23 protein-coding genes are annotated in these 23,921 nt (G+C 38.5%); 16 read left to right on the forward strand and 7 right to left on the reverse strand.

Features of this window, described 5'->3' with window-relative positions:
* Positions 1 to 238: 238 nt before the first annotated feature.
* Complete coding sequence (locus OK025_RS21425; protein WP_317666761.1) at positions 239 to 1,042, reverse strand: LexA family transcriptional regulator; 804 nt, start codon at positions 1,040 to 1,042, stop codon at positions 239 to 241.
* Between the two features lie 75 nt (positions 1,043 to 1,117).
* Between OK025_RS21425 and dinB the strand changes: the two genes are divergently transcribed.
* The 3 genes from dinB to OK025_RS21440 all read left to right on the forward strand — a co-directional run bounded on the left by dinB (position 1,118) and on the right by OK025_RS21440 (position 6,117).
* A complete protein-coding gene (gene dinB, locus OK025_RS21430; RefSeq protein ID WP_317666762.1) occupies positions 1,118 to 2,296 on the forward strand; it encodes a DNA polymerase IV in 1,179 nt (392 codons plus the stop codon).
* A complete protein-coding gene (dnaE, locus tag OK025_RS21435) occupies positions 2,274 to 5,213 on the forward strand; it encodes a DNA polymerase III subunit alpha (protein ID WP_317666763.1) in 2,940 nt (979 codons plus the stop codon). The genes dinB and dnaE overlap by 23 nt, the downstream gene beginning before the upstream one ends.
* A gap of 76 nt (positions 5,214 to 5,289) precedes the next feature.
* Positions 5,290 to 6,117 (forward strand): hypothetical protein, encoded by an 828-nt coding sequence (locus OK025_RS21440; protein WP_317666764.1) that lies wholly within the window; start codon positions 5,290 to 5,292, stop codon positions 6,115 to 6,117.
* Between the two features lie 30 nt (positions 6,118 to 6,147).
* Here OK025_RS21440 and OK025_RS21445 read toward each other — a convergent pair whose 3' ends face one another.
* Together OK025_RS21445 and OK025_RS21450 are read right to left on the reverse strand one after the other, a co-directional pair.
* Positions 6,148 to 7,461: a DUF3883 domain-containing protein gene (locus tag OK025_RS21445; RefSeq protein WP_317666765.1), complete on the reverse strand. Its 1,314-nt coding sequence runs from the start codon at positions 7,459 to 7,461 to the stop codon at positions 6,148 to 6,150.
* A gap of 34 nt (positions 7,462 to 7,495) precedes the next feature.
* Positions 7,496 to 9,406: a P-loop NTPase fold protein gene (locus OK025_RS21450; RefSeq protein ID WP_317666766.1), complete on the reverse strand. Its 1,911-nt coding sequence runs from the start codon at positions 9,404 to 9,406 to the stop codon at positions 7,496 to 7,498.
* 455 nt (positions 9,407 to 9,861) lie between these two features.
* On the opposite strand from OK025_RS21450, the gene OK025_RS21455 reads away from it, so the two are divergent.
* Complete coding sequence (locus OK025_RS21455) at positions 9,862 to 11,310, forward strand: hypothetical protein (RefSeq protein ID WP_317666767.1); 1,449 nt, start codon at positions 9,862 to 9,864, stop codon at positions 11,308 to 11,310.
* Between the two features lie 62 nt (positions 11,311 to 11,372).
* On the opposite strand, the gene OK025_RS21460 is transcribed toward OK025_RS21455, so the two are convergent.
* The 3 genes from OK025_RS21460 to OK025_RS21470 all read right to left on the reverse strand — a co-directional run bounded on the left by OK025_RS21460 (position 11,373) and on the right by OK025_RS21470 (position 12,785).
* Positions 11,373 to 12,200, reverse strand: a complete 828-nt coding sequence (locus OK025_RS21460) for an SOS response-associated peptidase (protein ID WP_317666768.1) — start codon at positions 12,198 to 12,200, stop codon at positions 11,373 to 11,375.
* A gap of 3 nt (positions 12,201 to 12,203) precedes the next feature.
* Entirely contained in the window at positions 12,204 to 12,446 is a 243-nt protein-coding gene (locus OK025_RS21465; protein ID WP_317666769.1) for a hypothetical protein, read from the reverse strand.
* A gap of 96 nt (positions 12,447 to 12,542) precedes the next feature.
* Positions 12,543 to 12,785, reverse strand: a complete 243-nt coding sequence (locus OK025_RS21470; protein ID WP_317666770.1) for a hypothetical protein — start codon at positions 12,783 to 12,785, stop codon at positions 12,543 to 12,545.
* Positions 12,786 to 13,172: 387 nt separating this feature from the next.
* Here OK025_RS21470 and OK025_RS21475 point away from each other — a divergent pair, with 387 nt between their 5' ends.
* From OK025_RS21475 to OK025_RS21510, 8 genes are all read left to right on the forward strand, one after another.
* Positions 13,173 to 13,721 (forward strand): antirestriction protein ArdA, encoded by a 549-nt coding sequence (locus OK025_RS21475; RefSeq protein WP_317666771.1) that lies wholly within the window; start codon positions 13,173 to 13,175, stop codon positions 13,719 to 13,721.
* Positions 13,722 to 13,748: 27 nt separating this feature from the next.
* Positions 13,749 to 14,120, forward strand: a complete 372-nt coding sequence (locus OK025_RS21480) for a hypothetical protein (protein ID WP_317666772.1) — start codon at positions 13,749 to 13,751, stop codon at positions 14,118 to 14,120.
* 27 nt (positions 14,121 to 14,147) lie between these two features.
* Entirely contained in the window at positions 14,148 to 14,618 is a 471-nt protein-coding gene (locus OK025_RS21485) for a hypothetical protein (RefSeq protein ID WP_317666773.1), read from the forward strand.
* Positions 14,619 to 15,173: 555 nt separating this feature from the next.
* Positions 15,174 to 15,824: a prtrc system protein e gene (locus OK025_RS21490; RefSeq protein ID WP_317666774.1), complete on the forward strand. Its 651-nt coding sequence runs from the start codon at positions 15,174 to 15,176 to the stop codon at positions 15,822 to 15,824.
* An 18-nt stretch (positions 15,825 to 15,842) separates the two neighbouring features.
* On the forward strand, positions 15,843 to 16,061 hold the full coding sequence (locus OK025_RS21495; protein WP_317666775.1) for a PRTRC system protein C: 219 nt from the start codon (positions 15,843 to 15,845) through the stop codon (positions 16,059 to 16,061).
* A 10-nt stretch (positions 16,062 to 16,071) separates the two neighbouring features.
* Positions 16,072 to 17,232 carry a hypothetical protein gene (locus OK025_RS21500; RefSeq protein WP_317666776.1) on the forward strand — a complete coding sequence of 387 codons (1,161 nt, stop codon included), beginning with the start codon at positions 16,072 to 16,074 and terminating at the stop codon, positions 17,230 to 17,232.
* 11 nt (positions 17,233 to 17,243) lie between these two features.
* A complete protein-coding gene (locus OK025_RS21505) occupies positions 17,244 to 17,966 on the forward strand; it encodes a PRTRC system protein B (protein ID WP_317666777.1) in 723 nt (240 codons plus the stop codon).
* A 2-nt stretch (positions 17,967 to 17,968) separates the two neighbouring features.
* Positions 17,969 to 18,772, forward strand: coding sequence for a PRTRC system ThiF family protein (locus OK025_RS21510; RefSeq protein ID WP_317666778.1), 804 nt, complete (start codon positions 17,969 to 17,971; stop codon positions 18,770 to 18,772).
* Between the two features lie 41 nt (positions 18,773 to 18,813).
* Here the strand turns inward: OK025_RS21510 and OK025_RS21515 are convergent, their stop codons facing one another.
* Positions 18,814 to 19,080 carry a hypothetical protein gene (locus OK025_RS21515; protein WP_317666779.1) on the reverse strand — a complete coding sequence of 89 codons (267 nt, stop codon included), beginning with the start codon at positions 19,078 to 19,080 and terminating at the stop codon, positions 18,814 to 18,816.
* 138 nt (positions 19,081 to 19,218) lie between these two features.
* On the opposite strand from OK025_RS21515, the gene OK025_RS21520 reads away from it, so the two are divergent.
* The 4 genes from OK025_RS21520 (at position 19,219) to mobC (ending at position 23,865) form a co-directional block, all read left to right on the forward strand.
* Positions 19,219 to 20,106: a toprim domain-containing protein gene (locus OK025_RS21520; protein ID WP_317666780.1), complete on the forward strand. Its 888-nt coding sequence runs from the start codon at positions 19,219 to 19,221 to the stop codon at positions 20,104 to 20,106.
* 160 nt (positions 20,107 to 20,266) lie between these two features.
* Positions 20,267 to 20,659, forward strand: a complete 393-nt coding sequence (locus OK025_RS21525) for a plasmid mobilization protein (protein WP_317666781.1) — start codon at positions 20,267 to 20,269, stop codon at positions 20,657 to 20,659.
* Positions 20,644 to 21,900: a relaxase/mobilization nuclease domain-containing protein gene (locus OK025_RS21530; RefSeq protein WP_317666782.1), complete on the forward strand. Its 1,257-nt coding sequence runs from the start codon at positions 20,644 to 20,646 to the stop codon at positions 21,898 to 21,900. The genes OK025_RS21525 and OK025_RS21530 overlap by 16 nt, the downstream gene beginning before the upstream one ends.
* A gap of 21 nt (positions 21,901 to 21,921) precedes the next feature.
* On the forward strand, positions 21,922 to 23,865 hold the full coding sequence (mobC, locus tag OK025_RS21535) for a conjugal transfer protein MobC (protein ID WP_317666783.1): 1,944 nt from the start codon (positions 21,922 to 21,924) through the stop codon (positions 23,863 to 23,865).
* Positions 23,866 to 23,921: the final 56 nt, after the last annotated feature.

Genomic DNA, 23,921 nt, shown 5'->3' on the forward strand with positions numbered 1-23,921 from the left:
AGTAGGGAAGTAATCGAAATCAAATTAGAGTAAGTTATGATTTGGTTTATTTTCAAAATGGATTAACTTTGATCTGCTTCGCTTCATACCGTAGCAATTGAATTACAAAAAGCAATAACAATTTATTTGTTATTGCTTTGTTTCTTAATCCCAATCCGAGTAAGTGGAGAATATAAATAGAGTGAATTGTACTAACCCATAAAGTAAAGTAAAAGCCGCATCGTTTGCGGCTTTCTGTTTAATGGTTATTGCTGTCAATTTTTTCTTCGATTTTTTCGAGCCTTGATAGGACAATCTGTAAATCTGAAGGCATTTCTGGTACGACCGTAGTCGCATAGGAATGATACTCCCAAATTTCAGAAATCTCTTCAAAGGGCACAGTAAACGGCTTATAGACTTTATTATAGGATGAGCATTCTAACAATCCGTCTTCCAATACCTGAATTTCTTTAAACACGATATCCTGTCCCTTAATCACTACAATAGCCAACGTCTTGGGTTTAATTTGAGTCCAATCCGCTATAAACCTTCCTGTAATATCCACGTTTACTGGAAAAGGCAGCATGGAATCCCCTTCAATCGGAAATGTTCTATAAGTGCCGAATTTCGGTAAGTTAGGATTGGAATATTTCGGTAACTCTGCTAAAAACTCTGTATCGGCAAAGCCCCCGGCTGCATATCCCGCTCTTCCCTTAATCGTTACATACTCCACGTTTTCATTATTACGAGGGTCAACAGTAATAGCCAGGACACGTATATTTCCACCTTTGATATACACATCATCGCCATTTTCCAGCTCTCTTAACTTCAATTCGCCCATTTTTGATAAATCTATTTGTAAAAGTGTATCAATGCTGAGCCTATAAAATCTCGACAGCTTCAGGAGCTCGTCCATATTGGGCGATTTGGTTTTTCCATTTTCAAGGTTGGTATATTTTATTCTGTGTATACCCAAAGCCGCAGAAACCTGTTCCTGAGTGAGTTTCCTTCGATTCCGCAGGAATCTCAAATTAGAGAAAAAATATATTTTTTGCGTATTCATTTTTACATGTTTATATTATGAACATAATTTTTGTTCATATTTTGAACAAAGCTAGTAAAAATTAATTGCAAAATTATGGATAGGCATATTGTTCACTGTGATTTAGATACATTTTTCGTATCTGTAGAACGGTTGCTCAATTCTGAGTTGATGGGCAAACCGGTTTTAATTGGGGGTAGTGGTGATCGGGGAGTGGTAGCTTCCTGTTCATACGAGGCCCGGCGCTATGGCGTGCATTCTGCCATGCCCATGCGGCTGGCCCGTCAACTATGTCCTGAAGCCATCCTTGTCCAGGGTGACTATGATCAGTACTCTAAATATTCCAATATCGTCACCGAGATCATTGAAGATGTGGCCCCGGTGGTAGAAAAGGCCAGCATTGATGAGCATTATCTTGACATTTCCGGCATGGACCGTTTTTTCGGGTGCTGGAAATGGACGCAGGAATTAAGGGGACGGATCATCAACGAAACAGGGCTTCCGATCAGTTTTGGTCTATCCGTAAACAAAACCGTTTCCAAAATTGCTACAGGTGAGGCAAAACCTTGCGGCGAGAAAAAAGTGGACACGGGGGCAGAAAAGTCTTTTCTTGCACCGCTATCTATCCGTAAAATACCCATGGTAGGAGAAAAGTCCTATACCGTTCTCCGTAATATGGGTATCTCCCAAATTTATACCCTGCAGGAAATGGAAGTCTTTACTATGCGCAAAGTCCTGGGCGAAAATGGCGTATCGATCTGGAACAAAGCCAACGGCCTGGATAAAAGTCTGGTCGTACCCTTCCGGGAGCAAAAGTCCATGAGTAAAGAAACCACCTTTGAGGCCGATACCACCGATATGGAACGGCTCAGGAAAACACTGGTCACTATGGTTGACCAGCTGGCATATGAATTGCGAAAGGAGGGCAAGCTCACCGGCTGTATTACTTTAAAAATCCGTTATTCTAATTTCGATACCCACACCCAGCAGGTAAAGGTATCCTATACCAATTCGGATAAACAGATTACCGAAAAGGTGATGGAGCTTTTTAAAAAACTCTATAGCCGCAGGATGCTCATCCGCCTGATCGGGGTGAAGTTTTCTAAACTGATTACCGGCAACTACCAGGTAGATATCTTTAATGATACCATGGAAGAAATACACCTTATGCAGGCAATGGACCACATCCGAAAGCGGTTCGGCGTTGAATATATTATGAAAGGCATTTGTTTGGAAGGAAAAGGAGGGAAGTATGCTACTCAATTTGCACAGTAATTATAGTCTTCGATATGGTACGATGAGCCTGGACGACCTGGTCTCCGGGATGATGGCCACCGGTCATGACAGTGCCGTGCTAACCGATATTAATAATAGTTCTGCATCCATTGACTTCATCCAGAAAGGCCGGAAGGCAGGGATGCATACGCTTGCTGGTATGGAACTGCGCCAGGGTGATGAACTACGGTTTATAGTCATCGCTAAGAATACCGAAGGTTTCCGCGAGATCAATGAGTACCGTACCCAGGCCAACCAGCATGAACTGTCGATTCCCGGGCGGGCACCGGAATTTCGCAATGTGTTTGTGATCTATCCATTTGGTAGTATTACCGTAACGGAACTTCGGGATTATGAGTATATCGGGATACGGCCATCCGAACGGAATCTTATTGTACTGGAACCCAAAAGCAACTATGAACGCTACGTCATATTGGCCCCGGTAAGCTTCAAATCAGCTGACTATAAGCTACATTGCCAGCTGCGAGCTATTGACCACAATATCCTGTATTCTCAGCTGGAAAAGAGTCAGGTCGCGCCAAAAGACGAAGTATTTATAACTCGTGTAAAGCTGCTGGAATTGTATCAGCAGTTCCCACAACTCATCGCCAATACAAACCGGCTGATGGGCCAGTGTTCCTTTGACATGGATTTTAAAAAGATCAAGAATAAGGAAACGTTTACCGGTGCACGGTATAGCGATAAAGAACTCCTGTTATTGTATACCAGGGACGGGTTTACCAACCGGTATCAGAAGCACGACAAAATAGCCCAAGAGCGGATTGCCAAAGAACTGGAGATCATTGAAAACCTGAACTTCTCCAGCTACTTTTTAATCACCAATGATATCTGTAGGTATGCAAAAGGCCGGAACTTCCATTATGTGGGCAGAGGCAGTGGTGCAAACTCCGCAGTTGCCTATTGCCTGGGCATAACCGATGTGGACCCGATAGAACTGAACCTTCCTTTTGAGCGGTTTTTAAATCCGAAAAGACAATCCCCACCGGATTTTGATATTGATTTCTCCTGGAACGAACGGGACGATATCTATAAATATATTTTTACGAAATACAAAGGGCCGCACACCGCGCTTATGGGGGCGATGAGCACGTTTAAAGGAAGGAGCATCCTTCGGGAGCTTGGAAAGATCTATGGCCTGCCCAAAGGAGAAATTGACCGCCTGGTACATGAGCCAGCAAACATGTTGAACAAAAATGAAGTGACCAATATGATCCTAAGCGTATTTGGCAGGCTGGAGGATTTTCCAAATCAGCGCACGATCCATGCTTCGGGGGTATTGATTTCTGAGCAGCCCTTAACCTGTTACTCTGCCCTGGATTATCCGCCTAAGGGATTACCTACCGTGCAGTACGATATGTATGTTGCCGAAGAGATCGGATTTGAAAAGTTCGACATTTTGAGCCAGCGGGGGCTGGGCCATATCAAAGACTGCAGGGAAATTGTGCTGCAGAACACCGGGCAGGTAATCAGTACGGAAAGCCCTAAACGATTTTTTAAAGATCCAAAAATTGCCGATCAACTACGCAGTGCCAAAACCATTGGCTGTTTTTATATCGAAAGCCCGGCCATGCGCCAGCTGATTACCAAACTGAAGTGTGATGATTACCTGACCCTGGTGGCAGCTTCATCCATTATTCGTCCCGGCGTCGCCAGTTCGGGTATGATGGCAGAATTCATCAAGCGGCATCATGATCCCAGTCTGGTGCAGTATCCGCACCCGGTCTTTAAAGAACAACTGGAGGAAACCTATGGAGTAATGGTCTATCAGGAGGATGTGATGAAAATTGCCAATGCCTACGGGGGACTGGATATGGCTGATGCCGATGTACTGCGTAGAATGATGTCTGGTAAATATCGGAGCAAAGATCACTTGGTACTGATCCATGATAAGTATTTTGCCAATTGTAAGGCAAAAGGATATCCGGAAGATGTGAGCAGGGAAATATGGCGACAGATGGAAAGCTTTGCAGGCTATAGTTTCAATAAGGCTCACTCAGCCAGCTTTGCAGTGGAAAGCTATCAAAGCCTGTTCTTAAAAACTTACTACCCACTGGAGTTTATGGTTTCCGTGCTCAATAATTACGGGGGCTTTTATAATGCAAAAGTTTATATCAACGAGGCAAAGGTTTCCGGGGCTACTATTTGCCTGCCTTGTGTCAATACCTCTGGTTTCCAGACAACTATTCATGGAAAGGATATCTACCTGGGATTTGACCGGTTGTTGAATATGGAAAATGGTCTGTCGACACGGATCGCGCCGGAGCGGGAACGTAATGGAAATTATACAGGGCTGGAAAATTTTGTGATACGAACCGGGGCGGGCCTGGAACAGCTAATCATTCTGATTCGCGTAGGTGCATTCCGTTTCCTAGGGGTAGGCAAAAAGGAACTGCTGTGGGAAGCCCATTTACTGCTCAGCAATGACAAAAAAGAACAGTCCAAGGGTATGGTGCTTTTTGAATCAATGAGCCGCAAACCAGTACTGCCTAAATTAGTGCATTCGGTACTCGAAGACTACTATGACGAGATCGAGCTGATCGGCGTTATCGTTTCCGGCAGCTCTTTTGACCTGGCCAGATCTGAGTACCGTGGGGAATGCAAAGCGAAGGATTTACTTCAATACCTCGGCAGAACAATACGGATTGTTGGCGATTTTGTAACAGATAAAACCGTAAAAACCAAACATGGCACCTATATGAAATTTGGCACTTTCCTCGATGTCGATGGAGATTTTTTTGATACCGTACATTTTCCACCTTCACTGGCAGCCTACCCGCTCCGGGATTGGGGACTTTACCTCATTGAAGGTAAGGTTGTAGAAGAATTCGGCTGTCCGGCTATAGAGGTGTCTAGGTGTGGGAAGATGCCGCTTAAAGCTGATCCGAGAAGTGTTTAATCTATATTATTATATGATTTAGATTATTACTGAATTTAAAGATTTATGTTATTTTTATTGAAAGTAATTTAGACTGATGAATATTAACGAGACCGCCACTTATTCAATACCTTATTTTCTTCGCCCCTCAGGTTGCCTTGATTGCCATATTAACAAGCCCTTTAATAAGGAAGAGTCAATAGAGATTGCTGCTTTCCATGAACATCGATTCGCTTTTTATTATTGGTTAAAATGGACAAACGATCTTAATGGAAAAATTCCATCCTTGGTAACTTTCGATTGGCACCAGGATTTATGCCCACCTTATAAGGATAAGGTAGAAGAACTTAAATCTCTTGAGACAACCAAAATGTCAAAGGTAGCCTTCTATACATGGGCAAGGTTAGAACCTACAAATGATGTCCAAATTCAGTCTGCAATACTATTGAATAAGATACAGAATGTTTATGTGATATGCCGTCAAAAATCTCGCAGAGATAACCCTATGATTATTGAGGATTATCATGGGAATACCCATAAAATATACTTGTTCGATAATATTAATGAGTTTGAAAAAATGATTCCCAGTCTCGAAGAGGAGCATGTATTTTGGGACATAGACTTGGATTATTTTACCTTATGCAATCCACCATCCATGGGAGGAACAACTCCTGGAAAGAAGTATACGTACCTTACAAAAGCTGCAATAGAGGAACAATTTTCATCCCAAAGCCCAGTAATAAGATGGATACTGGAAAGAATAGAGGGGATGACGATTGCAATGGAACCGGATTTTTGCGGTGGATTAAAGCATTCTAATAGGTTGTATAGTATTGTGGAAAGGGCGCTATTTACCGAACCCTTATTTAATAAGAATATATATAGAAAATATCCCGACTGGAAAGTGCATACTAATACGATTTAAACTATATTTAAAGAAATAGTGCGTTCGAATCTATTTCTTACTTTTTTTTATTTTAATGCGGGCTTTATATTGAATCGGGATAAGTTCTATTTTTTCTCTATTTGCACCAAATGGATCTTTAATTCTTAGGATTTTTGGTTTTGCTGATGCAACCTCAAATACGATATAGAGATAATAATTTTCATTTGAAAGCGCTAACTGGTATTCATTATCAGTAAAATAAAAGTTAATGTCTCCAGTAGGCGGATAGGTAGTTGACTTAACCTCTACTTTTATTTCTGTAGGATGATCTGCTATTCTATCATATGAAAGGATATCGAAACCCAAATGGTCCTCACCTCGACTTCCTGGCCAATCCATTTGTGTAATAACATCAGTCATACCTAAAGCAATCAACCTTGCTTTTTCCGATTTCCAGACAATCTCTTCTCCTTTATCTCCTAAGGTCTTTAAACGCTTATTTTCTGCTTCATAGTTTCTACGCGGGCTGTGGCCGGGAATGTAAATTCGAGTTGAAGTGGTCTTTTGTACTGGTATGTTTAAATCTAACTCTATAAACTCTGCCGTTTGTACTTCGGGAAATACCTGCTCCACAGATAGATCGAAATTGACAGGAAGTCCTTCTATTGATTGTTTCCTTTTTACTTCCTTTGAATTGTTGTTTGGAGGCCCTCCAGGGTATTCATTATATAAAAAATATGAAAACATATCGTTACTCCAATCTTTCATAATTGGATCACCATTTTTGAATTCTTGTAACCTTAACCTTTTGTAAACATTGTCTTTAGATTTTAGCTCAGTTCTGCCTATTAAAAAATGATCAAGAAAATGATCTAAGTGATCGGGAGCAAAGACATTTAAATACTTATCTGGATAAAATATCGATAAAATTTTCCCCTGAAACATAGGAGAAAACTTATTCTTTTGTATTTCAATATAGTTTTCTCGAGCACCGTGTTCAATTAAATGCAGTAAAGTTTCTTTTATTTTGTTGAATGCAGCCACATAATTTTCGTCCTTTCCGAATTTCTGAGGATATCGAAATTTTACTGTAGGATCCGCGGTAGTACGACCATAATAGAAGCCAAATTTGAATGAATTAGAGCCGTAGATATACCCTAAATCCTCAAATTCTCTTTCAATCGAATAGCAAAAATTAAACTTCACCTTATCTCTTTCCATTCCGATAGCAAAATCTTCATATTGCATTCTAGAAATAAATTCTGGGGTAAAGTATTTGACAAATTCATCCCTACGGTTATACAGTTTTTCTCGATTTTTCGCGAATACATCTTTGGTGCTATTGAAAAGATCCCGCGCCTTTAAAAAATCACTTTGTTTCATTTTTAAGATAATTAGTATTGATAGCGAATTTTGATTAAGAAGTTATTTTAGTTTTTGCTCTCTCAAATGTTGATTTCAGCTCTATTAATTTCTTTTTTTTAATTGGCATGTCATTATAATTTGATACTTGCTCTCCAATTATTTTAATCATATTATCGACAAATACTAATTCAGCTTTGTGATAACTTTCTATGGTAAGATTACTGAACCTTTTCTCTGGATTATATCTATAATCGAAGAAATCATTAAGCTCGGAAATACCACTATTATTTAATTTTTTTACAATTTCGAAAAACTCATTGGCATCAAACTTTTCAAATATTGGGGTACGATCAAAACTGCATTTTAAATTTTCGTCATATTCTGCATGCAAACGTTGCCAAAGTGTTTCAACATTCGTAGAAGTAATGTTACTTATTATTTCATTTTTCTTTTCTTCTGAATTCTCGGTTGTACTTTTTATGATTTGATCTTTCAAAAATTTAATCAATTTTTGAAATTCAGGAGTTTTAACCGAAGCATATTCTTTCCCCCAAGAGGAATTAAAAATAAACATCCGACCCAGATAGCCTCCAAGATCATTCAAGTTACTTGCTTTTATTAGTTGTTGAGCACGAGCAGAAATTTGCTTTTTAGATTTGTCCTGACGAATATGTTCATCAATTAGCGAAAATAAAATACCCGAAATATGCAGAACTTCAGTAACATCTAATTCGTTTGTTTGAAAAAAGTCGTAATTGACTTTATTAAAAAGATCCAAAAAATCATTATCATCCAATAACCGCCAGAACCACAGTCTTTCCCAGGATTTAAGATCTCGTTCAATTGAGGCCGCCTTAATTTCTGCTAATAAGTCTTGATGATTTCCATCTAAAATATATTCTTTAATGGTATCTTGATTCAAGAAGTACGGCGTTTCCACTTCGGTGTTTTGCTTCAATATTTTACGATATTGATTTAAATAATCACTACTAAAAATATTAAACTTCCCATTATATGATTTAAGGTCTGGATTTTCTTTGCCGATATTTAGTTCTATATAATTAATTGTAAAATACTGTAGACAGGTACTTACAATTTTTTTCATCCTAATTTTATTCGCTAAAATTTCATCATCTAGTAATTTTAATAGTCTTTCAAATTCAAAAAGTGAGCGTTTTAGAATTCTTAAATTTTCAGTTTCCGATAACGTGAAGATTTCAGTTAAGGTCTTTGTAACCCAATCCTTTTGGTTTTTTATGCAATCAAGGGTGCAATCCTCAACATATTTTTCAACAGCTTCAACAGTATTGGGATATATTGTAAATGTTTTGCCAATTACTTTTTCTTTAAAGGTAATGTAATCAAATTTACTTTCAACCTGCCGCTCACTCTTTCCATTTTTTCTTTTGTCAATTTTCGATTCGTCACTGATGAGAATCACTTTACATGATGAATGCTCTATAAAATCATTTACAAATCCAAATATTTCATCTATTGGAATTTTTGATCTCTCTAAATCATCTAATATAATAATACGTTCGCCTTTTATTTTATTGTCTTTACTTTTGAAAAGTGAGAGGGGATCGATTTCGACATTCATTGTACCATCGCTTTTCTTATCGCCGTTAAGATCTAAATCAATTTTGAGTGAGGTCTTCAAAATGCCTTTAAGAACAGACTTTACGAGTCTGGTTCCTTTAAAGAGGAAAGGATGTATCTGCGCCTGTAATCCATCAATAATTTCTTGTTTTGAAACAAATCCATTTAATGAAAGATATATGGGCTTTAATTGTATTTCATTCTCTTTTACTTCTTTGAGTTTCTTTTCCCATTTTAATATTTCGGCTTTAATAAAATGAGTTTTGCCAGCTCCCCATTTGCCTTTTATCATAACAGCAAACCCTGGGTCTTTTGTGTAAATAAAATAGTCTAGGTATTCCGATATATAATTGTTGTTTTTCATTATTCGTAATTAATTTTCATTTTTACGAATTTAATCATTGTTATCAACAAATATATTTTTTGAGTATAAAATAGAAGTTTTGATTAGTCACAATTTTTATTCAGCAAATTATGAAGTTCAAATATATTTGCTGCGGTATTCATTCTGATCCCAGGAACATATAATTCCAAAAATTAATTGTTTGGTCTGACGTAACTTTTATAACTATTGTCGATTATTTAATACTAAATAGAAATTTAATAAATAAAAAAAGATAATGGGGTTGACAAGGAGATAATTTCTCCTTATTTTGGGAATACTAATTGTGAGAACATAACCGCCATTATTAACTTAATATTTTACTTATGAAAGTACTAATTTTTTGCAGTTTAATCCTGGGAAGTACCACAGCATTTTCCCAAACTGTTGAAAACTTTAAAAATGTTGATCCATTACCGGATTCGCTATTTGATAAGATGATCATTCAGGATATTTCTTATGCAATAACTGGGGAAGCAATACCAATAACCGGTTTGAAAATTGACGTATCAAAGCCGGAAGGAACTATATCAGGGGCATTTCCGATTAAAAATTTGGGAGCTTTGAAAAATATATCCTTTGATATAAAGGGTGGAGTGACCGGTCAAAACTTTAATCTTTTTAAAGGGTTTAAAAATGTTAGTGGTGCTTTTGAGGCAAGACCCTCATTTCATTTAGTACCGTCGTGGAGCAGTGGTAAATATGGTTATCCACCTAAATCCACTCAAAATAAACTGCTTGTAATTGCTAACAATCATCTGGTAGACAAAGAGTATAGCCTTATTAAAGATTCCTTAAATGTAATTAGACTTTTGAAAGAATATCACACCGAACCACTCACAAACATAAAGTCTAAAACTGAAAAGAAAAGAAAGAAGCAAGATGAAAATCATCCAGTTAAACCATTTGATTTAACTACTCTTGATAGTCTTGATAAAAGAAAAATAGCTATTTATTTTGTTAATAAAATATGCAAGGATGTAAAACCAGCCTTGGATGAAAATGCATCAAAAGATGATATTCTAAACCGCTTAGGCAAGGTTGAAGTAGATGCTAATGCAAGCGACAAAGGATTTTTGATGGGGTATAAACAGGAGGTTTATACTTATTACAAATTATATACAAGTCGGAGTTCGTACGAAACGCAGAATAAACTAAAGATTCAAAATTCAGCAGATCTATGGACAAAGAAAAGCTACTACTGGTTTACCTTGAGTCCTTTTATTAGAGGGGAAGGCATTAATGCTTATCATAATAAATACCAGGGACTAGATTCTTTATATTTTAAATCTGAAAATAGCTGGTATTATGGTGGTACTGCTATGTTTAATCTATATCATCTATATCCTAAAAGGTTCGCTCATTTCCTTCGGGCCTCTATCACTTTAAGCCATAGTAATAATTTGGCAGCACTTTCTCCGTTCGGATATGAAACAACGGCTCCAATGTTTCAGGCTGGAAATTCCGTAACGCAGAAAACATCGTCGGGAACAGCATATACTTTTGATCAAATCAGGTACGGCTTCCTAAAGTCAGCGTCGATTGATTATTACTTTTTGCCGCTTAAAACGTTTATTCCAGGAGCCTATATTTCCACAAATTTTAATAATAGCAAACTCTACAATCTTGTAGATTATGTCGGAAGGGAGAATGATTCCTGGCTTATTGGTGCTGAAGGTGGTCTCATCTTCAACATTAACAGCAGGGAATCTGGGAAAGAGAAAAATATACTGTCCATACTTACTTACATCCGAAATGAGGATGTAACAGATAAAAGGAGAACCTCTGTAAAAACAGGAATCGAGGAAAGCTCAGATGATTTTAATAAAAGAAATTGGAGGATAGGATTAAAAGTAGGTATTCCTATTAACCTTCCTCAACGATAGAGAAGTTTAAATGCACATAAGAAATATCTCGATCTTATTAATTGGAATATAGGTTTCTACCGTTATACTTCATAAACCAAGTCCGGAACTTCGGCGTAAACAAATGATTTACGTGGAGTTCCGGTTGTTTTAAAATCCTTCTCTATTGTATAAGCTTCCATTTCCCTGGCGCTGATCTGGTAGGTAGCGAGTTCTGTAATACGCTCTTCGGAAAGATCGCCCATAATCCATTCCCACGCCAGTTCATCCGGAAGCATGGTCGGCATCCTGTTTTTAGAATTATGGATCTGTCTCATTAATGAGTTAGCTTCTGTGGTTACCAATGCCACAGTGTCAACCGTTTCTCCGGTATCCTTGTCCGTCCAGTTCTGCCAGATCGCAGCAATAAAGAAATACTCTTTATCCTTTAATCCAATATGGTATGGATATTTCTTAGCTGTTTTAAGTGGTTCGCCGGTCCTTTTATTGGTTGGATAAATATGCTGCCATTCATAGAACTCAGAAGATAAAATAAGGCAACGTCTTTCCAAAGCAGCTTTCCGGAACATTTTCTCCTTTCCTGTCCCAGGGTCTACATAAAGTAGCTCTTCACCTTTTGCATTTAAGGTAGTGTAAGGTTGGTGCCATTTCCCTGTTGCATCTTTGTAGCCAAATCGCATCTTACCCACGGCATCCCTGTTTTTTGTATATGGTGGAATAAAGCCCCATTCCATCTGGACGATATCGAAGTTACACTTATCATCAGTTGGTTTAATAACCGCAATATTGCCATAACTGAAACCATCATGGATATCCTTATCCAGGAAGTCATAGTTTACGACTGCTTTTTCCAGATCCATCAGGCGGATAAATTCGGCACGGCTAACTTTTTGTCCGTTATAATAACACATACGCTATTCTCCTTTAAAATGAGCTTCTATAATCGCTCCAATATCTTCTGTTTCTTTTCGCCCAGCCGGTATACTTGTCCAGATCATCCCGGCATAGCTTTTCATTCGGGTAAGTACTAGCGGTTTCCTTTTATCACTAAACGAAATATAAAACACCCTGTCTGAACCAACTTCTGCCTCCTTAATGTGTAGCCTAATCCCTTCATCCAGCCATTCAAAATCCTCTAAACGAAATAAATTGCTCATTAAAATTCCTCTATTAAAATTACGAAAAATATTACTTTGTTCATCTCTGATTATCAATTCGCGGGCTTTGCAGCAGTATTTCTTACGTCAAAACAATCATAATCCCTTAGGATTAAAATAGACCACCCTGAGTAAAAATAAATACTCCTGGTAGTCATTATAATTTTCCAGGGCTGCATGTATATCTATAAGTTCATCTTCCCAAAGTGGCGTTTGGTGCATTTTATCGAGCAAGGATGAATAGGATTGCTTTAATGGGACGAAATAATTCTTTTTGCGGTCACGGTACAATACCTTATATCCCTTTTTTTGAAGTGCTTGAAGTTGTAAGTAATCCATACGAAATGCGCCAGTCTTACCATAACAAATTCAGGGCTAAATAGTTTTTTTGGAGGCCCACTTCGATGCCGGGCTATCCGTTTTATCTTTTGCAAAGGATGCCACTACTATCCCTGGCCTGGTTTGGCAACGATGGGTTCTCCTAAGGCTGCTTACGTGCTCGCTGATATTTTTTTCCTTTTTCATACCTGTCCGAAAAGCACAGCTAAGCTAATGCCTCTTTGCCGGCGCTTTGCGGCATAATGGACTGCTGTCGCATTCCACCCTTCGGGACTTATACGCACGCTTGCTCAGAGGCATTGTCGCGCGCTTACTTTTCCGGACTCTGCTATGAATCCAGGTGGATGATCAGGTTCCGGGTATTGATAACTTTTAAATTTTTATGATATGAACAGTAGTAGAAATTATCAGATCGACATTGATCAAGCAGCGGTGTATGTGGGAACCTACGGCAAGTATAATGATGGTTCTCTTTTTGGAAAATGGTTGAAGCTTTCGGATTATTCTAGTGTACAGGAATTTTATGCAGCCTGTCATGAACTGCACAAGGATGAAGCTGATCCTGAGTTTATGTTTCAGGATTATGAAAATATTCCCAATGGACTCATTAGTGAATGTAGTATCAGTGAACAGGTATTTACTGTTTTGCAAACGCTGTCCGAAATGGACAATTCTGAAAGGGAACCATTTATGATCTGGTGCAACAATGACCATTATGATTTGGGAAAAGAAGATATTGATGATTTGGTGAACAGATTTCAGGATGATTATGTCGGTATGTATAAAGATGAGGAAGCATTTGCACGTGAGCTGATAGAAGAGCGTCAGGATCTAAATGATTTCGCCAAAACGTTCTTTGATTATGAAGCCTATGCTAAAGACCTGTTCTGTTCAAATTACTGGTTTGAAGATGGCCACGTTTTTTATAAAAACTAATTATTGGAAAAATAAAATTGATCAGATATGAAAACAATAGATGAAATGACAAACGTTGAAAAGGCAAAACTCCTGGCTGATTTGTTTAAGGAGTCATTACCAGAATTAGTACAATGCCTGGAATCTGGATGCAATGCCTATTTGAAAAACGAATCGGAGACCAGGCCGATATGGGGGCATGGGATTATTACCGCCGACTTTTGGTATGAGCAGGTTCGTGAACTCCAGGAATATTTAATGAAATACAAATCAGATATGAATAAATCGGTGCATGTCTTTGCTGAACAAGGATTTTATGGTTACCGTTCTTTAGTGTCTGTCCAGATTTTGCTGGATTATGCTTCAGCTAACCTGGCCACTTCTAAATTGGCGGCGGCCATTCAGCTTTTGTTTGGATAATTATTTGACTGAAGAAAACTAACAATTATGGAAAATACATTATCATGGTATCTATGGCTGGAAGCCTACAGGGGTACCTCCAAACTGGCCGAGGCAATAGTAGTTATGAAAATTGATGACGAATGGATAAAAAGGCAGGTTATGCGTCTTGGGCATTTTGATTCGTTAGCCCCACCTCCAGGAAGGAAGATTGGTTATTATGAGCCTTCAATGAGGTTGTATAAAAACCCTGGAGTGTTCCTGGGAATAGAAGTAATAACAGGTCCACAGCAGTGGGCACTGATAGAATTATTGGAAAATGAAGTTAACCAACTGGAACGATTGACCGGGGTGATAATTACCACTTTTGATTTTTATAAGGATGGTGTTGTTTGCTGTTCCGCAAGTACTAGCAATAGTAAAATCCAGATTACCACGGATAGGTTAGACATTACCGATATTATGGCACAATACGAAATGCTCCAAAATGGAGGCTTCGGAACGTCACAAAAATTTTAAATAATACTATCATGATAAAAAAAGGACAACACTGCGTTGTCCTTTTTTTATACTTCCTAGTGCATTTCTTTCTGATACTAACTGGAGATACATGCCTGACCCTATATAATTTTTTTAATTGAGATAATGAGATAGACAGGGGATGCCTGCTATTGCTGACCTGAATGCAAAGCTACTTCACCGCAGCCGGCGCCGAAAGTCAGGCCTAACAGTTCGGATAAAAAAATCTCCACCCTTCGGGTCGTATTTTTTTATCCGAAACTTTCTTTGCCGTCCCCCTGTGAAGTTTTCCTCCTTGCAAAGGTCAGCATAGACGGGCATCCCCGTATTGCTGATCTCCGCAATGACGGATGGCTTAGTAGTCGAGTTGTTCCAGCGGTGACACGAGGTAAATGGACTACCTGAACAGTAAATAGCTTAGTAAGTGCCTCGGAGCTGAGAAAGCGGATCAGTTGACCTGTCCTGATCGTGCGCTACCAGCCTGAAATAGCGTCTGTCGGTGAGGTTCCGACACTGATGAGAACATAAGTTCGAAACGCTAAAATATATAAGCATATGCAAACAAACTTCTTTAGCCTGATAAACCAGCTTGACATCTCAGGCACAGTAAAACTTGTAATAGCAAAATCCGATAACGGCCAGCTGGTTGTCTCCATTTTAATGGATAATGAAAAGTGTTCTCCAAAGGACAGGAAATGCCTTCCTCCGTTAAATCTCACGGCGTCTGCTTTAGACCTTGATGAAGGTTTCTTTGAAACGATTTCACAGCCTATGAATCAAACGGCAACTTTCTTGCGAAGTAGGGAACAATACATGAAAAGCCTGGAGGCTGCCAAAGCAAAAGGTAACAGTCCGGCAAAAGATAAGGTCGCTCCTGTATTAAATCCGAAAGAGAAAAAGTATAATGATTTGATGGCTCAATCCCGCAAACTGGAAACTGAAGGGAAATTTAAAGAAGCATGGACCAAATTACCTGATCCGATAGAGTTCCCAGGTCAGGCAGAGCTAATCAGGAGCAAACGACAGGAACTATCCGAAAAGTTTGCTCCAGATCTGTTCGCCCCTTTAGACAACGCGCCTAAAACCTTTCCCGTCAAAGATACCAACCCGGTAGAAGAGGAACAACAAGAGGAGGAGGGTATCGATGATCTGGAATATAACGAATACTCGGGTCTGGAGACAGACTACTCTGAATTTGAAAGTTAACATTTAAAATTTTTAGTGATGATTAAAGCAACCCTTTTAGAACGTGTATTTGAATATAAGGAAAAGGATATTCAATTACTGCTTAACGATCCCAACCCCGACTGGAATCCGGAAACCGTTATGAACTTTTATGCCAATTCATACCCTATGCTCACTACTGCAAAAATAGGTGCCCCGGAAATCAGGGAAGATAAAATATTCTTCAAGATGGAATCAGTCCTCGGAACCAAAGGATAATCATATAATTATGAAACATGAACAAGAAACCAGCTCTCCTGGAAAGGGCAACCATAAACGAAAAACAGAACCGGCTGTATCAGTCAATCGGACAGTTTATACTGGATATCAAAAGGCCAAAAGATGCACGCGAAGCGGCAGCACAGCAAAGACAGTCCGTACCGACGGAAATCCTACCTTTAATTTTATAAAGCAGACCTTTCTACCGAAGATTGGCTTGAATGGCCTGGGGAATAATGGGAAATTCAAAATAACCAGTGAAATGGACAGGGAGTTTAAAAAATCCTTGTCCATTTTTATGGAGTATTATAATGTTCATTTTATGCATTCAAAAACCGGAAATATTGCCTTTGACTGGCTTGTGGAATTTGAAAAATTAAAAGACTCATTGGGCCAATCGGATGAACTCGAACTGAATATTATAAAAAATGAACTGGGCATAGTTGCACTTGAATCCAAAGTTCAATATAATACAGGTTCTTGTCTTTACTATATTCCTGTAGTGCCATTATATCGATTTTTAAAGGATAAGAGGTTTTTGTCCAGTAGACCTGCAGTAATGGTATTACTTTCTGCCTGCTCATATTTATACCGTAACGCAGGCGTACCGATGTATACGGATTACGGAAGCTACATGAGTTACGAATATGATATTTTGGTCAATTGGTGCGAAGAGAGTGATGAACCAGATTCCTGCCAGTCCGATCACCGGGAACTTAAAATAATACTGTCCATTGGCGAATGGATGCAACAAAAATTTCATCACCAGAAGAATCTTGATTTCTTAGAAGAACGGATTGCGAAAGTAAAGCCTGTGGATGAATTTGACCGATACTGTTTAAGTGTAGGGCAACAAACCTTATGGCTTTATGAGCAATATCCAAAAGAGAACATCTTCAGGTTTGCACAAGACATTCCTCATAATCCCTATGACGGGGATGATTTAACCTTAATGGGCCAATATATATCTTTTATTGGTACTGCTGATGGTGGTATTTATGATATGCTTTTTGATATGGTCAATACCGAATTCGGAGAAAATCGCGGCATACAGCAGCCAGAAATTGTACAAATTTTTGATGGCAGGCCTTTAACTAATCATGATTTTACATTTGAAAATGCTGTATTTAAACTACTGGAAGATGTATGTGTCATTTTAAATAATTATTAAAAACTAAAGTTATGGTTGAAAAACTTGTAGAACAATTGGGTAAGCCATTTATGCCCATTTCAGCATTGCTTATTTACCGCCAGCATAATAATCAGGGCAAATCCAATTGCTTTGTTGAGCATTATGATATTGATCTTAATGGCCATCCGATAAATGCACATCCGTTGACTGTTCATGAATCCAGTCAACTCATAAAAGCACTTCATATTGCTGATTCTGATGGCAAAAAAGGATTTCTTTCCAATACGATTATTCCGGAGAACCTTTTATATATGGACAATGGTCAACAGGATTCTATTATCTGGTATACCCGAAAAATGGCCATTCCATTATTCTTTACGGATAGCCTTTCAATCCAAAGTGGAATCAGTAGTGTCCCAGCTTTGCTCTGGAAAGTAAGAGGAAAGAAGTTAAGTTTATTCGCCCTGTCGGCAGATAAAAGGCCAAATGTTCATTCTAAATTATTCAAAGCTCCGTTCTTTAATGTTTCAGATGATGGCACTGTTTGTCTGGGAACGGTAAATACTGGTACAAAACACACGAAAACACTGGAGGAATATATCGCGTGCTGGCAGGACTTTTTCTTTAACAGCCGGTTTAGCCATCTTCTATGCTCTTCTGTAAAGGGTAATTGTGTCCAGTTATGGAAGAGTCTTGTGGGAACGGGTAAACCTTTTCCCAAAAAGGTGCTGGAGCCAACACAATTATCTCTTCATGAATTTATAAACAGATAGCTATGAACAAACTTCCAAAAGTGCACTTTCTTGCAAATGAACTGCAGCAGCCAACAAATCCAATTAAGATCAATTTAATAGGAGCAGGGGGAACCGGCTCCTTTTTTTTATCCGGACTTGCGCGTTTGAATGAAGCACTGACAGCTCATGGCCATGCTGGGCTGGATGTAAGACTTTGGGATGGCGACCGCGTAAGTACAAACAATATCGGAAGGCAACTATTTGCTACTTCAGAGATAGGTTTATATAAATCTGTCACACTAATTAACAGGATTAATCGTTTTTTCGGCACCTCCTGGTCCGCTGAAGCAAGGTACTTTTCTAATATGCCCAATGGAATCCAGAACAGTGAGCTTTTAGCTTCCATTTATATCAGTTGCGTAGATAATATACAGACAAGATTCGATCTCTCTACAATTTTGAACAATACAAAACAATTCAATAATCAGGTCAACAGACCAAGGTATTGGATTGACCTGGGGAATAGTAAAGATACAGGACAGATAATTTGTTCGACTATAGGTCACATTGCGCAACCTGACTCCCGAAAGTTTATACCAGTAGGCCAACTACCCTTTATTACCGAAGAATTTGAATCACTCTTGCGTAGCGGAGAAAAGGATGATAATACCCCCAGCTGCTCCCTGGTGGATTCTTTAAAAAAGCAGAGTTTATTTATTAACTCAACATTGGCCAATCTGGGATGTGACATGCTGACGACCTTATTATTTGAAGGATGCCTTATGGAAAGAGGGATATTATTAAACCTTAAAACGAGACATTGCAGGCCATTACCTTTTGATTAGGTACTGGAATTATAAAAGAAAGGAGGCATTTGCCTCCTCCGTTACTTAATTTTGGTTAGTTGATTTGCAAGGAGTGAAAGATTAGACCTTTCCAGAACCAATTCCTTTAGCTGTTCAAGTTCAGTGATACCTGTTGTACCAATACTATCTTTCAAACCACTACCCTCCATTTTAAGGCCATTTTCGATCGCTTCAGCCAATAGTAATATAACCTTTCTACTGGCAGTAAAGGAAAACTTCACCTGCTCATCCATACCCGGCCCGGAGAGAATCGTCTCATAGAGCCACTTCGTTTCTTTTGCTTCCATCTGATTTTAATTTAAGATTTATGCAAAGTTCTTAAATATAACCGCTGGCCGGTTCATTAGAATTTAATCAAGCGATCTAAAACAAGTAATGCCGCTGTAATTTTGTAATACATTTTGTGAACGCTGATTTTGACGGATATGAAAAGTAATGTGAATTTAACCTGCAGCCAGGCCAAAGCAATAGATGTGGTGTCATACCTCTCTACTTTGGGCTTTGAACCTACAAAGATTAAGGCAAATCAATTTTGGTATTTGTCTCCATTTAGAAATGAAAAAACACCTTCTTTTAAAGTCAACCGATTAATGAACAGATGGTATGACTTTGGAGAGGGAATAGGTGGATCAATAATTGATTTTGGAATACGGTATTATCATTGCAGTATCTCGGAGTTTTTAAATTCATATTTGGGTGGAAGGCCGGTTCCTTTACAAAATTCGGACAATGTTATTCAGCCCTTTCCTAAAGAGCCTGTTTTATTGGTCAATAGTGTACGAAACCTAAGCACTATTTCTCTGATAAAGTATCTTGCTTCACGAATGATCTCCTTTGAACTTGCTAGTATTTATTTAAAGGAAGTTAGCTATACTAATTCAGGTAGGCAATTCTATGGTCTCGGATTTCAAAATAATAATGGGGGCTGGGAGATCAGATCAAAACACTTTAAAGGTAGCGCTGCTCCAAAATTTTTAACGCACCTATGTTATGGCTCAGATGCCATCCAGGTGTTTGAAGGATTTATGAACTTCCTTTCTTTTCTCCAGCTTGATGCAGCTGCTGGAAAATCCAGATCCTCCGACTTCCTTATTTTAAACAGCACCACAATGGTGGCCCAGGCTATTCCACTTTTACATACCTATCATTCTGTGAACCTCTATTTGGATAATGATCCGGCAGGAGATAAGGCAACCTGTTTAATAAAATTGGAACTACCCAAAGCGAAAGATAATCGAATCCTATTTGCTGGTTATAGTGATCTGAATGAATATCTATGCGCTCAGGGAATTATGGCCTGGACTCCTCCTTAACACCAATTCGCAATTTTATATGGTACTAATGTATTTATCGGGGTTCCCTGTTTTATCCCGGAACCGGCAAGATGTACCGTTGTCAGACAACGGATAAATTTGCCCCTTAACTCCGAAGTCGTGGGGCATAGTTTAATGAAATTGTGAAACGGATATAGTGATGAAAGAAAATAAGAATAATAAGACCAAAATGATCTTTGTAAGGCTTGAAGAAGCCGAGTATGACACTTTGATCAATCGCCAAAAAAAGACCACCGAACGTAACCTTAGTGCTTATATAAGAAAGATTTTAGCGGGCAAACCGATGATTAAATCTGTACAAAATGAATCCTTGCATGAAGTAATTGTTACGCTTTCTCTGCTTCAAAAAGACCTGAATGGAATTGGAAACAACTACAATCAGATGGTAAAAAGGCTGCATACCACAGATAAAATTCCTGAAATAAAGGTCTGGATGCAGCACTATTTAGATGAGCGGCAGCATATAATTGATGCGACCATAACTTTAAAAGAATACCTGGATAAAACTGCTCAAAAATGGTTGCAAGAATAAAATGTAGCACAAACATTCGTAAGCCTTTCCACTATAATGAAAATAAGGTTAGGGAGGGGGATGCCTGCCTGTTGGCCGCAGAAAATATGTTGGTTCATGTGGATACCCATAAGGATAAAGCTGTCTTATTATTAGAACGGCAGGTAGCGCTTAGGCCTGATGTTAAAGTGAATTCTGTGCATATCTCCCTTAACTTTTCCCCAGACGAACAACTATCCAATGAACAAATGGAACTAATTGCCAGGGATTATATGGAGGGAATTGGTTTCGGGAATCAACCTTATCTTTTATATCGCCACTTTGATAGTGGCCATCCACATTGCCATATTGTTACCACTAATATCGGCCTGGATAAGTCCCGTATTTCATTGCATCAAATTGGCAAACTTAAGTCTGAACCTGTGCGCAAAGAGCTGGAAAATAGATATGGATTAATTAAAGCTGAACAGCAGAAAACTAAAATATCAACTATTAATCCTCTTGATGCGACCAAGGTAATATATGGAAAAGTGGCAACCAAGCAAGCCATTTCAAAGGTGCTTAATGCTGTAATTCCTGTCTATAAATATTGTTCTTTGGCTGAATTAAATGCTGTGCTTGGACTATATAATGTCAGGGCAGAACAAGGAAATAACGGATCAAGAATAGAACAAAATAAAGGCTTAGTGTATAGGGTACTAGATCATGAGGGACAGTGTATAGGCGTTCCGATAAAGGCTAGCTTATTTACTGAAAAGCCTACTTTGCCAAACCTTGAGAGGCGGTTTTTAGCGAATGATGTTGGCCGTTCAAAGTTCAAAGATTCCCTAAAAAACAAGATTGATATTACCCTGAAATTCAAAAAATGCGCCAGCTTTAAGGAGTTTCAGGACCGTTTAAAAAGTCAGGATATCAGGTTAGTTCCCCGGGTAAATGGGGATGGGATTATCTTTGGACTAACATATATTGACCTGAAATCAAAGGCCGTATTCAACGGGAGCGCGCTGGGAAAGGAGTATAGTGCGAAGGCCATATTGGAGCGTATTCACCTGGCAAAGATCGTTAATCCTGAAACTGGATTTGAAAAGAATATTGCATTAGGAAAAGGATATCCAAAAGAATTAAGCAATGAGAATAATTGCATTGTAGTTTACGAAAGACTACATGAAAAGTCAGCTTTAGCATTAATGATGCAATATGAATATGCTGCTACAAATGTTCCATATGAATGGAAAAAGAAGAAGAAAAAGAGAAAAAAATAGAACACTTTAAATGTAATTTTTATGTCTACAGGAGAGAACGAACAAGGATTGAGGAAGATAATGGACATGACCAGGTGGATTGCCATCTTTATTTTGGTCCTTCACTTTTATTATTACTTATATGGTTGGTTTAAGGATATTGGGCTGAGCTGGTCATTTGTTGATAAAGTTTTGATCAATATTTATAAGGTCGGTTTATTTACTTCCTTTCATAAATCAAAGCTAATTGCACTTACATTTTTAGGCCTTTCATTGATTGGCGTTAAAGGTAAAAAAAGTGAAAACATCACTTTAAAGACCTCTTTAAAATACCTAATGCCTGGTTTAATTACATATTTTATTGGGTACGTTTTGTTTCTGATCCCTTGTCCAGATAATTTAGCTTCCATTTTGTATATCGGAGTAACAACAATAGGAGTGATGCTGTTTATCACTGGGGGTACCTATGCTTCAAGGATAATAATGGACGCCCTGGCTGATGATATATTTAATGAAACTAATGAGACCTTTCCCCAGGAAGAGCGGCTAATACAAAACGAACATTCTATTAATCTTCCTGCAAAATATAAGTTGAAAGGGAAGGTGAGGAACTCTTATATCAATATCATCAATCCCTATCGTGGAGTACTAAACCTGGGTACACCGGGAGCAGGAAAGAGTTATTTCTTTATGCGCCATGTCATCACACAGCATATTAAAAAGGGGTTCACCATGTTTGTTTATGACTTTAAAATGCCAGACCTTTCAGTCATTGCATACAATACCTGGTTAAAGAACAAGGATAAATATCCGGGTAAAAGTGAATGCTACTTTATCAATTTTGATGACTTGTCAAGATCGCATCGATGTAATCCCTTAGACCCGATGGGTATTGTTGATATCACCGATGCTGCAGAGTCCGCACGGACTATTTTGCTTGGATTAAACAAGTCGTGGATCAGTAAACAGGGCGATTTTTTTATCGAGTCACCAATTAATTTTTTAACTGCACTGATATGGTTTATGCGTAAATATCAGGATGGGGCGTATTGTACTTTACCTCATGTATTGGAGTTAATGCAGGTTGAATATGAAGAATTATTTCCTCTTTTAGCCACCCAACCAGAGATTCAGATTTTGATTAACCCATTTCAAACGGCTTATAAAAATGGTGCAATGGAACAATTAGAAGGGCAGATCGCATCCGCAAAAATTGCTTTAGCAAGGCTATCTTCACCACAATTATATTATGTGCTTTCCGGTAATGATTTTACGCTAAATATTAATGATCCAGGAGCACCAAAAGTGGTTTGTATGGGTAATAATCCTCAAAAAATTAAGACCTATGGTGCTGTGCTTTCGCTGTATGTAAATAGGCTGATTAAGATCGTAAACCAAAAGGATAAACTGAAATCGAGTCTATTATTTGATGAGTTCCCCACAATTTATCTTAGTGATATTGATAGCCTTATTGCGACAGCCCGGAGTAACAAAGTTGCCACATTCCTGGCAATTCAGGATATTACCCAGCTAAGGAAAGATTATGGAAAGGAGCAAGCAGATGTTATTATGGGTATTGTTGGAAACATCATTTCCGGTCAAGTTACAGGGGATACCGCCAAGCTATTATCTGATCGTATTGGTCGGATTATGCAGGATAGGCAAAGCCTTTCGATCAACAGGAACGATACATCTATAAGTAAAAGTAAGCAGCTGGAAGCCGCAGTTCCTGCATCTCGTATCTCTGCTTTAAGTAGTGGTGAATTTGTAGGAACAGTAGCCGATAACCCAGAAGAAAGGATAGAACTAAAGTCCTTTCATTGTTCCATTCAAAATGACCATGAAGCAATTAAGGCTGAAACGGACGCTTATTTACCAATTCCCATAATACGTAAAATAGATCCTGTAATTGTTCAAAGAAACTACCAGGCTATTAGGGATGAGGTAAGGGAAATTGTTAATGCGGAGCTACAAAAGTTGTTATAGACTTTAAAAACTTTCCCAACCTGGTGACATAATGGCAGTTGTTATATTATGGTTAA

This window comes from Sphingobacterium sp. UGAL515B_05, assembly GCF_033097525.1.
GTDB lineage: Bacteria > Bacteroidota > Bacteroidia > Sphingobacteriales > Sphingobacteriaceae > Sphingobacterium.

What these genes read in the sequence shown, in the direction of transcription:
- OK025_RS21425 (WP_317666761.1), bottom strand. Translation starts at nt 1,042, where the DNA reads ATGAATACGCAAAAAATATATTTTTTCTCTAATTTGAGATTCCTGCGG.
- dinB (WP_317666762.1), top strand. Translation starts at nt 1,118, where the DNA reads ATGGATAGGCATATTGTTCACTGTGATTTAGATACATTTTTCGTATCT.
- dnaE (WP_317666763.1), top strand. Translation starts at nt 2,274, where the DNA reads ATGCTACTCAATTTGCACAGTAATTATAGTCTTCGATATGGTACGATG.
- OK025_RS21440 (WP_317666764.1), top strand. Translation starts at nt 5,290, where the DNA reads ATGAATATTAACGAGACCGCCACTTATTCAATACCTTATTTTCTTCGC.
- OK025_RS21445 (WP_317666765.1), bottom strand. Translation starts at nt 7,461, where the DNA reads ATGAAACAAAGTGATTTTTTAAAGGCGCGGGATCTTTTCAATAGCACC.
- OK025_RS21450 (WP_317666766.1), bottom strand. Translation starts at nt 9,406, where the DNA reads ATGAAAAACAACAATTATATATCGGAATACCTAGACTATTTTATTTAC.
- OK025_RS21455 (WP_317666767.1), top strand. Translation starts at nt 9,862, where the DNA reads ATGATCATTCAGGATATTTCTTATGCAATAACTGGGGAAGCAATACCA.
- OK025_RS21460 (WP_317666768.1), bottom strand. Translation starts at nt 12,200, where the DNA reads ATGTGTTATTATAACGGACAAAAAGTTAGCCGTGCCGAATTTATCCGC.
- OK025_RS21465 (WP_317666769.1), bottom strand. Translation starts at nt 12,446, where the DNA reads ATGAGCAATTTATTTCGTTTAGAGGATTTTGAATGGCTGGATGAAGGG.
- OK025_RS21470 (WP_317666770.1), bottom strand. Translation starts at nt 12,785, where the DNA reads ATGGATTACTTACAACTTCAAGCACTTCAAAAAAAGGGATATAAGGTA.
- OK025_RS21475 (WP_317666771.1), top strand. Translation starts at nt 13,173, where the DNA reads ATGAACAGTAGTAGAAATTATCAGATCGACATTGATCAAGCAGCGGTG.
- OK025_RS21480 (WP_317666772.1), top strand. Translation starts at nt 13,749, where the DNA reads ATGAAAACAATAGATGAAATGACAAACGTTGAAAAGGCAAAACTCCTG.
- OK025_RS21485 (WP_317666773.1), top strand. Translation starts at nt 14,148, where the DNA reads ATGGAAAATACATTATCATGGTATCTATGGCTGGAAGCCTACAGGGGT.
- OK025_RS21490 (WP_317666774.1), top strand. Translation starts at nt 15,174, where the DNA reads ATGCAAACAAACTTCTTTAGCCTGATAAACCAGCTTGACATCTCAGGC.
- OK025_RS21495 (WP_317666775.1), top strand. Translation starts at nt 15,843, where the DNA reads ATGATTAAAGCAACCCTTTTAGAACGTGTATTTGAATATAAGGAAAAG.
- OK025_RS21500 (WP_317666776.1), top strand. Translation starts at nt 16,072, where the DNA reads ATGAAACATGAACAAGAAACCAGCTCTCCTGGAAAGGGCAACCATAAA.
- OK025_RS21505 (WP_317666777.1), top strand. Translation starts at nt 17,244, where the DNA reads ATGGTTGAAAAACTTGTAGAACAATTGGGTAAGCCATTTATGCCCATT.
- OK025_RS21510 (WP_317666778.1), top strand. Translation starts at nt 17,969, where the DNA reads ATGAACAAACTTCCAAAAGTGCACTTTCTTGCAAATGAACTGCAGCAG.
- OK025_RS21515 (WP_317666779.1), bottom strand. Translation starts at nt 19,080, where the DNA reads ATGGAAGCAAAAGAAACGAAGTGGCTCTATGAGACGATTCTCTCCGGG.
- OK025_RS21520 (WP_317666780.1), top strand. Translation starts at nt 19,219, where the DNA reads ATGAAAAGTAATGTGAATTTAACCTGCAGCCAGGCCAAAGCAATAGAT.
- OK025_RS21525 (WP_317666781.1), top strand. Translation starts at nt 20,267, where the DNA reads ATGAAAGAAAATAAGAATAATAAGACCAAAATGATCTTTGTAAGGCTT.
- OK025_RS21530 (WP_317666782.1), top strand. Translation starts at nt 20,644, where the DNA reads ATGGTTGCAAGAATAAAATGTAGCACAAACATTCGTAAGCCTTTCCAC.
- mobC (WP_317666783.1), top strand. Translation starts at nt 21,922, where the DNA reads ATGTCTACAGGAGAGAACGAACAAGGATTGAGGAAGATAATGGACATG.